The organism is Alkalibacterium kapii (assembly GCF_007988865.1).
Lineage (GTDB): Bacteria > Bacillota > Bacilli > Lactobacillales > Carnobacteriaceae_A > Alkalibacterium > Alkalibacterium kapii.
The window spans coordinates 1-9,955 of the sequence record NZ_BJUY01000037.1 but is presented as its reverse complement, the minus strand read 5'-3'; the positions used below and the strand labels follow the sequence as shown (position 1 = coordinate 9,955).

General features: G+C 39.3%; 11 protein-coding genes. 8 read left to right on the top strand and 3 right to left on the bottom strand.

Annotated features, from left to right (window positions below; genetic code table 11):
* Positions 1-205 precede the first annotated feature (205 nt).
* From rplM to AKA01nite_RS08895, 6 genes are all read left to right on the top strand, one after another.
* Positions 206-649, top strand: coding sequence for a 50S ribosomal protein L13 (rplM, locus tag AKA01nite_RS08920; protein ID WP_146924979.1), 444 nt, complete (start codon positions 206-208; stop codon positions 647-649).
* A gap of 13 nt (positions 650-662) precedes the next feature.
* The gene (rpsI, locus tag AKA01nite_RS08915) at positions 663-1,055 is read left to right on the top strand and encodes a 30S ribosomal protein S9 (RefSeq protein WP_146924978.1); all 393 of its coding nucleotides are present in this window, start codon (positions 663-665) and stop codon (positions 1,053-1,055) included.
* Between the two features lie 642 nt (positions 1,056-1,697).
* Complete coding sequence (locus tag AKA01nite_RS08910) at positions 1,698-1,880, top strand: SHOCT domain-containing protein (protein ID WP_146924977.1); 183 nt, start codon at positions 1,698-1,700, stop codon at positions 1,878-1,880.
* A gap of 11 nt (positions 1,881-1,891) precedes the next feature.
* Positions 1,892-2,155 (top strand): SHOCT domain-containing protein, encoded by a 264-nt coding sequence (locus tag AKA01nite_RS08905; RefSeq protein WP_146924976.1) that lies wholly within the window; start codon positions 1,892-1,894, stop codon positions 2,153-2,155.
* Between the two features lie 37 nt (positions 2,156-2,192).
* Complete coding sequence (locus tag AKA01nite_RS08900; RefSeq protein ID WP_146924975.1) at positions 2,193-2,579, top strand: DUF302 domain-containing protein; 387 nt, start codon at positions 2,193-2,195, stop codon at positions 2,577-2,579.
* 418 nt (positions 2,580-2,997) lie between these two features.
* Positions 2,998-3,444, top strand: a complete 447-nt coding sequence (locus AKA01nite_RS08895) for a DUF305 domain-containing protein (protein WP_146924974.1) — start codon at positions 2,998-3,000, stop codon at positions 3,442-3,444.
* 99 nt (positions 3,445-3,543) lie between these two features.
* Here AKA01nite_RS08895 and AKA01nite_RS08890 read toward each other — a convergent pair whose 3' ends face one another.
* The 3 genes from AKA01nite_RS08890 to AKA01nite_RS08880 form a co-directional block, all read right to left on the bottom strand.
* Positions 3,544-4,770: an amidase gene (locus AKA01nite_RS08890; protein ID WP_146924973.1), complete on the bottom strand. Its 1,227-nt coding sequence runs from the start codon at positions 4,768-4,770 to the stop codon at positions 3,544-3,546.
* Between the two features lie 20 nt (positions 4,771-4,790).
* A complete protein-coding gene (locus AKA01nite_RS08885; protein WP_146924972.1) occupies positions 4,791-5,426 on the bottom strand; it encodes an RraA family protein in 636 nt (211 codons plus the stop codon).
* 91 nt (positions 5,427-5,517) lie between these two features.
* Positions 5,518-6,948, bottom strand: coding sequence for an NAD-dependent succinate-semialdehyde dehydrogenase (locus AKA01nite_RS08880; protein ID WP_146924971.1), 1,431 nt, complete (start codon positions 6,946-6,948; stop codon positions 5,518-5,520).
* 329 nt (positions 6,949-7,277) lie between these two features.
* Here AKA01nite_RS08880 and AKA01nite_RS08875 point away from each other — a divergent pair, with 329 nt between their 5' ends.
* Positions 7,278-8,534: a cytochrome P450 gene (locus AKA01nite_RS08875; protein WP_146924970.1), complete on the top strand. Its 1,257-nt coding sequence runs from the start codon at positions 7,278-7,280 to the stop codon at positions 8,532-8,534.
* A gap of 375 nt (positions 8,535-8,909) precedes the next feature.
* Positions 8,910-9,953: an acetamidase/formamidase family protein gene (locus tag AKA01nite_RS08870; RefSeq protein WP_146924969.1), complete on the top strand. Its 1,044-nt coding sequence runs from the start codon at positions 8,910-8,912 to the stop codon at positions 9,951-9,953.
* Positions 9,954-9,955 lie beyond the last annotated feature (2 nt).

The window sequence follows — 9,955 nt, the reverse complement described above, 5'->3', positions numbered from 1 at the left end:
AAAAAAATAACCGTTGACATTTACCGCTATTCACGGTAAGATATTAGACGGTATTGTTTGCCGCCACTGCGAGCCTCGGAAACTTGTTATTGGAACAAACAACGAAGACTTTCTACTATACTTTTTTTTAACGGTACTAAAAAAGATAGGGAAAGCAACTATTGATGAAATTGAAATTTGAAAATATACTTTGGAGGTAAAGATCGTGCGTACAACATTTATGGCTAACGAAAGCAATATTGAACGTAAATGGTATGTCGTCGACGCTGCAGATGTTCCTTTAGGACGTCTATCAACAGTCGTTGCATCTATTTTACGCGGTAAAAACAAACCTACGTATACACCACACGTTGACACGGGTGACCATGTGATCGTAGTAAACGCATCAGAAGTTAAATTAACAGGTAAAAAAGCAAGCGACAAGATTTATTCTCGTCACTCAGGACATCCAGGTGGATTGAAACAAGTATCTGCTGGAACAATGCGTGCTCAAAAACCTGAACGATTGATCGAAACATCAGTTAAAGGAATGCTTCCTCATAACGCTTTAGGACGCAAACAACTTAAAAAATTACACGTATTTGCTGGAGCTGAGCACAATAATCAAGCTCAACAACCAGAAAAACTAGACATCACAAACTTAATTTAAGGAGGGACATTCATTGGCTCAAGTACAATATTTCGGAACTGGTCGTCGTAAAAACTCAACTGCTCGTGTTATCATGACTCCAGGTTCTGGTAAAATCACATTCAACGGTAAAGATATCACTGAATATTTAAACTCTGAAAACTTACATTTAATCGTAAGACAACCTCTTGCTGTTACAGATACAGTAGACAGCTATGACATTAGAGTTAACGTTCATGGCGGAGGATTTGCCGGACAAGCAGGTGCTGCTCGTCACGGAATCGCTCGTGCATTACTGCAAGTCGATCCAGATTTCCGCAGCGCACTTAAAGCTGCCGGTTTACTGACACGTGACCCTCGTATGAAGGAACGTATGAAACCAGGTCTTAAAAAAGCGCGTAAATCTCCACAATTCTCAAAACGTTAAAACGTTACTATATCAACGTTTCAAGACACTTTCCTTTTTGGAAGGTGTCTTTTTTGTTTTATATAAAATTCCATCCGAAGAAGGTAGAGGTTCGGCTCCAAGTAAGTATGATAAAGCGAGAATCGAACGAAGATGTTAAAGTTCGGCTCATTCAAAGTGTGATCAAGATACTAGCAGCCGAAGAAGGTGGAGGTTCGGCACCAACAAAGTTTAATAGAGCGTGAATCGACCGAAGATGCCAATGTTCGGCTCATACATCACACAATTAAATTGGAACCCGCCGAAGAAGAAGAGAGTTCAGCAGCAACTGAGAGTAATAGAGCGTGAATCGACCGAAGATGCTAAGGTTCGGTTGATTCATCACACGATTAGATTAGAACCAGCCGAACATTCAAATTGAACAGTAAAATATTAAGTTCTATTTTTTATAATGTATCGCACAATGGTTTTATAGTGAATGTATATCAAGAAAACTACTTCACTTCTTGACAGATAGTCATTTTAGGCTTAAGATATGAATAGTTAATGTTTACAATTGTAATCGATAATTCACATTTTTCAGATTCTTTTTATTAATCCATAAAATCTCCATAACTTATCAGTAAAGTTAAGGTAAGCAAAAAAGGAAGAGGAGGAGACTATATGGGAATCATATTGATCGTTGTAGTTGGCTATTTCATTTATAAATATATGGAAGATAACCAGGGTGGAGTAGGTACTTCAAGAAAACAGAACAGTGCACTGGATATTTTAAATGAACGCTATGCCAAAGGTGAAATAGACGAAGAAGAATACAAAAACAAAAAAGAGTCATTGAATAGATAAGGAGGGATTAGATGCACGGAAATTGGGGAAATGGATTTAATCATATGATGAACTTTGGCTATGAAAACAGCTGGTGGTTTATGGTCTATGATGGATTGAAATTTCTAGTCATTATCGGTGCTGTAGTGATTGTCGCTAGATTATTAATGAACCACTCAAGTAACAATCGATCATCACAGTCGAATCACGCCATAGATATTTTAAAAGAAAGATACGCCAGAGGAGAAATATCTGAGGAAGAGTATAGAGACAAATTGAAAAAATTAAGTGAGTAATTAAAAATAACAACCTAAAAATGAGGAGGAGTAAATAATGAACATCGTATATGAAAAAAAGACAGACAAGAAACTTAATGAAGCCATTGAAGCTTTAACTGAGCAATTAAAGGAAAATGAGTTCGGCGTATTGTGGCAGCTGAACTTCAAAGATAAATTGAATGAAAAAGGATTGGACTTTGAAAATAATTACGTTGTACTGGAAGTATGTAACCCTAAAAAAGCAAAAGAAGTACTGCAGAAAAACAGCCATGTAGGCTATGTCCTGCCATGCAAAATGGTTGTTAGAGAAGAAAGTGATCAGACCTATATCGGCATGACCCGGCCAGAAGCTCTGATAGGATTATATGACGAACCTAGCTTAACAGATATGGCCAAAGAAGTCGAAAAAACTCTCAAAGGATCATTAGATCTGGCGCTTTAAACAAAATCAAAGTTATCTTTAATTCCACCTAGAATGGCTGTTTGCGTGAGTAAGAGTAATAAAAATAGGGCGAAAAGGATAAGGACGATCAAATGAATAAAACCAAAAAAGTGATATGCAGCCATTGTAATTGACAAGTATATCTTGGTACTCTTTCATGAATGTAGAAAGAGGTTTTGAATCGATGGAAGTACAAAATAGACCATCAGTAGACAGATGTTGAAAAATTTAGAAGAAGCGGACTTCAGGATAGAAACGATCACTTATAAAAATGTATGGTGTGATATCGTAAAAATCATAGGAATAATTAATGAAAAGTAACAGGACATCCAGTGTCTATTGTTTGAAGATCAGAGAAAATTTTTGCTACTATAATCACAAGATAACAATTTTATATACTCTTGAAAGGAGTAGGAAAATGAAGAAAAATTATTTGAAATTTCTTGGAATGATTATCACGTCTGCAATTTTTATGTATGGGGTCATGTACCTCAACACGTACGCATGGGACCACATATTTTTCAGTGAAATGCGTGTCTATATGACAATTCTATCTACCTGTGTCATGGCTATTGTTATGCTGATGTTTATGCTGCATATGCTGAAAGACAAAAAAATCAACGCAGCAATCCTAGTGGTAAGTGTCTTGACGTTTGGCGTGACCTTTTTCATGATGAGAAACCAGACAACAATCGATCAGGTAGATTATATGGAAGGGATGATCCCCCACCACTCCATCGCGATCTTGACCAGTGAAAGAGCAGAAATCGAAGATCCAAGGGTTAGGAAACTGGCAGATGAAATCATAAAAGCACAAGAAAAAGAGATTGCTGAAATGAAAAAACTTATTGAAGATCTGGATTAACCATTAATTTTAATATGACACATAAATAATAAAAGAGAGAAAGTGGAGTCGATTCCAATCTCTCTCTTTTGGTATATTATACGGTTAACTCATCCCTGTTTACGACATAAATTGTAACCCAAAGTCGATCAGAGCACGGTCAGTGTTTTTAGCACTCATCAAGGTGACACCTAAAGGAACCTCTTCCTGCTCGAGTAAAGGCAAAGTCAGCTGTGGAATGCCTGCCAGAGGAGAAATGCACAGCAATTTAGATGACTGAGTTCTTAAACGATTGATTTCTTCCAAAGAAGCAGATTTTAAAGGCGCAACAGATGATGCTGTGGGCGTGATCATTACAGCTCCATCTGACATCAAATCTTCCATACGTTTTTTGAACTCTTCTTTCTTTTTCTTTGCTTCAAGGTATATGTCTCTGGAAATCATTGAGGCTTTTTCTAGTCGTTCTTTGGGGCCGGGAGATAATCTCGGGCGGTACTTGTTGATGAAGCCACCGTAACTTTCCCAGATCTCATAGCCTTGAACGATTTGGAAGACGTCCCTGACCCAGTAGTCTAAGCCTTCTTCAGCCAGAGTAATATGTTCGACATGACCTAATCTGTCACCAATTTTATTGATAACATCATCAAAAGCGTCTTCGACTTCTTTATCAACAGCCGCAAAAGCATCATCAATGATATACAGTTTATTGAATTCAGTTTTTGAAGGATCTTCTTCAAGTAAAATATCGGCGACATCTTGAAACACCTGTTTTTCTGATGCAACAAACCCCAAAACATCCATGCTTTCACAATAAGGCGCTTCGCCGTCATTTTCAATACGTTCATAAGTAGGTCTCAATCCAATGATACCGTTGTAAGAAGCCGGTACTCGAACAGAACCCAGGCAGTCACTTCCGATGGCAAAATCAACTAACCCTCCGGCTGTTGCCGCACACGACCCACTTGAAGAACCGCCTGTTAAACGGCGTGTATCATTTGGATTCAATGGACTGCCGTAATGCCAATTTTCACCGCTGATCGAGTAACACAGTTCATCACAAACCGTTTTTCCTACAAGGTCGGCACCTGCGTCCAATAACTTCATGATCGCACTGGCTGTGAAATCATCCGGTTCACTAAAGCGCAGCCAGTCAGGATGGCCATTTCCCCAGGTGCTGCCTTTGACTTTGAAGACATCTTTTGCGGCAAAGACGTAATTCGAAAGTGGCTTTCCTTTTAAACCTTTCATAGCGATATGATTATCTCGTACAAAAGCCTGCAGAGGATCATAAGGGGGAGTGTTTGAAACAGCTACTTTTTCCAAATTTCTCATTACATAGTTGGACATAGTCTTGACTCCTAACACATTTAATTTTGTTTTGCATCTTTATAAGGCATCCCGGATTCCAAGTTATCGATAAAATGCTGATCTTTATCTTTCAACCTTTTCGCTTCTTTCAAGACCGTTTCAACGTGCTGATAAGGAATCACCATCACACCCGATTCATCACCGAAGATAAGGTCATCCGGGTCGATCCGTACATCATCGATTTGAATGGGGACATTTACAGCATCCACAGCCACCAGATTTTTCCCGCTTTTAGTAGAAGTTCCTTTGGCGAATACTGGGAAACCAAGTTCATTTATAGGTTCGACATCACGGTAGACACCGTTCAATACGGCTCCGGCAACACCTTGTTTTTGGGCAAAGAGTGCCATCGTATCTCCCCAGACACTGCCATCGAGTCGACCGTTATTATCGATCACGGCCACTCTGCCTTTAGGTATATCATCCAAAAATGTTCCAAAATTCTTATTGTATTCCTGCATGGGTAAATACCTTACTGTATAAACTTGTCCGCAGATTTTTGTATTTTTAACCATTGGCTTGGGAGAAATAAATCCCCCTTGACCGATATTAAGTTGATCGAAAGCATCAGATATCGTGCACGTATCCAGTTTTTTATATTCTTCGATGATCTCTTTTTCAATGTTATTGATCATGATAACCTCCCCGATTGATATAAATAGTAAAAAACAAAGAGCTTTCCAGCTTTTCAAAGTGGAAAGCTCATCTATACTATATTAAGCTGGTTTATTTCTTATCAAGATTTTTTGAAGCAACTAAACCACTTGAAAGGTTATCCATATCAGGCTTATCTGCTTTTAGAATCAATTTATCATTGACAAACGCCATTAAACCGATACGGCTCATTTCCCGGCCGTAACCTGAGCGTTTGACTCCGCCAAAAGGCAGTTCAGGTAGAGAATAACGGAAATTATTGATATAGACCATACCTGTTTCGATTTTCTCGGCTATTTCAGCACCACGGTCACTGTCTCCGGTGAAAACGATTGCTCCTAAACCATACGGATTGTCATTGGCCACTTCGATGGCTTCCTCTTGTGACGATACTTTATAGACTACAGCAACTGGGCCAAACATCTCCGTTGTGTGTGCAGGGTTATCCCTGTCAACGTCAGTAAGAATCGTCGGTTTAAAGAATTGGCCAGGCAGGTCTATCGGTTCGTTTCCGTAAACAACTGTTGCGCCCGCATCCACAGCTTCATCCAGCTGTTCTTGTAATTCTTCTTTTGCTTTTTTACTGTTCATTGGAGCTAAAGTCGTTTCCTCTTTTAGAGGATCGCCGGGTTTTAATTTACTGAAATTATTCTTCAGTCGTTCAACGAAATCATCATAGACCTTATCCATGACGATGAAACGCTTGGAAGATGTACACTCTTGTCCGGCATTGTAAATACGCGAACGCCAGGCGATCTCTTCCACATCATCCATATCGGCGTCTTCCATTACGATAAAAGGATCCATTCCACCGAGTTCCAAGGTGCTTTGCTTCAGATTCTCACCGGCAGCTTTTGCAACGGTAGATCCGCCGCGTTCCGACCCTGTTAAAGCCACACCTTGAATACGTTTATCAGCAATCGTTTCAGCTACTTGATCATAATTCATGAATAAATTAGTGATAGACCCTTTTGGTGCACCGGCTTCTTCGATCACATCTGCCATAAGTTGAGCAGATGAAGGGGTATTGGATGCGTGTTTTAAAATCATTGGATTCCCTACCATAAAGTTGGGAGCAAAAACACGGATCATTTGATAATAAGGGAAGTTCCACGGTTCGATCATCATAATGACACCTGTTGACTGGTGGTGTATTTCTGCTTTACCATTCGCAGTTGTTTCAACTTCTTCCGGCTTCAGCATCTCTTCTGCATGATCGGCAAAGTATTCCACAATCACAGCGCATAATTCCACTTCGCCTTGTGCTTCAACAAGCAGCTTACCCATCTCAGTCGTACATGTACGGGCCAATTCATCTGCGCGTTCCCGTATATTATCAGCCACTTTGTGCAGTATTTTGCTTCTTTCTTTGATATCCTGTTTTTTAAATGTTTTATACAAGTCGTGAGCACGTTGAATCGTTTCCTCTAATTCTTGATCAGTCGTCTCGTCGTATTCCTTTATCAGTTCATTTGTGTACGGATTGACTGTTTTGTAAGCCATCTCAATAAAACCTCCTGTTGAATTGTGTTTCGATAAGTATGAAAAGTCATGTGTATGAGAGTATGGTTGCGGTTACAAATCTTTATAAAAAACTTTTGTGTACAAGCCAGAAATCAGGCTTTTTGTTTTCAACATTTTATAATCAGTTCGACACCACCTTTATTTTTTACCTTATGCTGTTATTGTAGCACTAACGAGTTGTCTCTTGAAATTAAATGGTTTTATTCCATTCTACTTTTATATTAATTTGTTCAATCTATTTTTTTGACACACACTAACTTAAGGGTTAAGGTTGCATTGTATGAATAATTTGAACAGGAGGATTAGGAATGAAACAAGTACCAGAAACAAAGATCAAATTAACAGACGTCAAAGAGATGTTCAATAAAGGATATGATCTTTTAGGAGAACTCAGAAAAGACGCTGACTCATCAGTCGTGAAGGGTAAATTCTTAACAGAAGAATTTATAACGGTTTGCGGAGAAGAGGCAGCAAAGACATTTTATGATCCGACAAAATTCAAGCGCGAAGGAGCCATGCCCAAACCTGTCATCAAAACGCTATTTGGTGAAAACGGCGTACAGACGCTGGATGGTAAGGCTCACGAACATCGGAAAAATTATTTTATGGATTTAATGACGCCTGAAAGAATGGAAGATTACAGAAAGATCCTTGACGAGAAGCTGACAGAAAAAATGGATTCGATTCACGGTAAGTTTGAATTGTTCGATATTGCAAATGAGGTGTTATTCAGAAGTATTGCTGAGTGGTCAGGCATCAATCTGGCTAACTACGACGAAGAAAAAATAAAAAAGCTGGCAGATAATCAGATATCTATGATCAGTGGGGCCGTCACTTCGCCTAAAGACCACCTGGAAGGCGTGTCTGACCGAAAAGAGTCCGAAGAATGGGCAAAGGAACTGCTCAAAGAAGCACGAAAAAATCCTGTTCCCGGAAAAGAGCACCTTGCTCTATACACTTTTGCTCAGGCAACAGATCTTGAAGGAGAATTGCTGCCGCTTGATGTAGCTGCAGTTGAATTATTGAATATTATTCGTCCAACTGTTGCTTTGACAGTCTGGGTCGCACTTATGGGTCACGCATTGTTTGAAGAAGGACAGTATTCTAAACTTAAAGCCAACTTCGAAGAGCTGCAGGATCCATTTATTCAGGAAATGCGCCGGTATTATCCATTCTTCCCAATGCTTCCAGCGATTGCAATAGATGACGTTGAAATCGATGGCTACCATATACCTAAAGACAGTTGGGTCATTTTAGATTTATATGGAACCAATCATGATGTCAGAACGGTCGATCATCCTGGAACGTTTGACATTGAAAGATACAAAGGAAGAGCCAAGGAAATTTCTTATGAAGAGGAATACGAAATGATTGCGCAGGGCGGAGGGAAGTTCAGAGAAATGCACCGCTGTGCCGGTGAGTGGATCACCCTTCACAGTTTGCGTGTCTTTTCTGATCACCTGGTCAATAAATATGACTTCACTGTTCCTGAACAGGATTGGCGTATCCCTATGAATCAGTTCCCAACCTATCCGAACAGTAAAGGATTACTGTTCAAAGAATAAGAATGTATTTAAAAAGTTAAATGAGTCATGCCTTTTAAAGGAGTGAATATTTTTAAAAAAATTTCTTTTCAATGACGATCGAGCAGCAGGATCGTGACTACTCAAAAATAATCAAGACCCAGTTGGACTTAGAATGGGAATTATATTTAAAAAACACGAAAAAAACAATGGAGTCTTTCTTTAAAATGGATGGCTCCATTGTTTTATTTAATGATCGTATCGAACTTTTTCAGGCATACTTAGACGGTAAGTTTTGACAACGCTTTGTAAGTGTATCATAATTACACTATTAACAGTTTGACTACTCAACCAACGTGAACAATAAAACGAGTAATTTGAAATGATTTTTAAAGGATTACTAAAGGAGTGAACACCATGTCAAAAGTTCATAAAGTGGAAGCAAATATCGAGACAGTTAAATGGGGCTATTTTGATAACAGCTGGGAGCCGATTCTGGAAGTCGAATCAGGTGATATTGTTGATATCGAGGCATTAAATCACCAGTCAGGGGATGCGCCAGACTTATTATTCGACGAGAAGATAAAAGAAATATACGAGCATTTTACAGACAGAAATATGGGCGACCATTTGATCACCGGTCCTATTTATGTAAAAGATGCTGAGCCGGGTGACGTGATTGAAATAAAAATCATTGATATGAAACCGAGAATGAATTACGGGTCACAGGTACTGGCCAACTGGGGAAATTTATCCAATGAGTTTAACAGAGAAGAGACGATTTTCATCTATGAAGTGGATCCTGATAAAAATATTACCTATCCACTTTTTACTTACGATTATCCACGACCGATCAATGCACCAGGACTGGTCACAGAGCCAGGAAGTGTCGAAAGAAAGCCTGTTAAAGATAAAATAACATTGCCTTTAAATTTACATTTCGGTACAGCCGGTGTCCTGCCAGCGAAAGATGGAAAAATTCATTCACTAGAACCTAAAAATTTTGGCGGGAACTTTGATAATAAAAACTTTGTGAAAGGCACCTCTCTTTATACAAGGGCACAGATAAATGGTGCAGGGGTTTTCGTTGGGGACAGTCATTTTGCCCAAGGCGACGGCGAACTCAGTGGTACCGGTGTAGAGGGAAGTGTTAACGGCCGAATACAGATCAACTTGCATAAGAACAAAAAAATGTTCAAGAATATCATTCTGGATTCAGGCGAACACTGGGAAGTCCACGGCTATGGTCATACCCTGGATCTGGCGGCTCATGAAGCAGCAGTCGAAGCGGTCGACTTCATATCTCACCGCTTTAACATATCTAAAGAACTCGTTTACTCGACACTAAGCGCAAAAGGCGACTTCCACATCACACAAGTTGCTAATGGGGTCAAAGGTGTTCATTGTCGAATATTAAAAGAAGCATACAAGAATCTGGAAGCAAATGACGAATCGATTTAATG

What these genes read in the sequence shown, in the direction of transcription:
- AKA01nite_RS08910 (WP_146924977.1), top strand. Translation starts at nt 1,698, where the DNA reads ATGGGAATCATATTGATCGTTGTAGTTGGCTATTTCATTTATAAATAT.
- AKA01nite_RS08875 (WP_146924970.1), top strand. Translation starts at nt 7,278, where the DNA reads ATGAAACAAGTACCAGAAACAAAGATCAAATTAACAGACGTCAAAGAG.
- AKA01nite_RS08900 (WP_146924975.1), top strand. Translation starts at nt 2,193, where the DNA reads ATGAACATCGTATATGAAAAAAAGACAGACAAGAAACTTAATGAAGCC.
- AKA01nite_RS08895 (WP_146924974.1), top strand. Translation starts at nt 2,998, where the DNA reads ATGAAGAAAAATTATTTGAAATTTCTTGGAATGATTATCACGTCTGCA.
- AKA01nite_RS08870 (WP_146924969.1), top strand. Translation starts at nt 8,910, where the DNA reads ATGTCAAAAGTTCATAAAGTGGAAGCAAATATCGAGACAGTTAAATGG.
- AKA01nite_RS08905 (WP_146924976.1), top strand. Translation starts at nt 1,892, where the DNA reads ATGCACGGAAATTGGGGAAATGGATTTAATCATATGATGAACTTTGGC.
- AKA01nite_RS08880 (WP_146924971.1), bottom strand. Translation starts at nt 6,948, where the DNA reads ATGGCTTACAAAACAGTCAATCCGTACACAAATGAACTGATAAAGGAA.
- AKA01nite_RS08890 (WP_146924973.1), bottom strand. Translation starts at nt 4,770, where the DNA reads ATGTCCAACTATGTAATGAGAAATTTGGAAAAAGTAGCTGTTTCAAAC.
- AKA01nite_RS08885 (WP_146924972.1), bottom strand. Translation starts at nt 5,426, where the DNA reads ATGATCAATAACATTGAAAAAGAGATCATCGAAGAATATAAAAAACTG.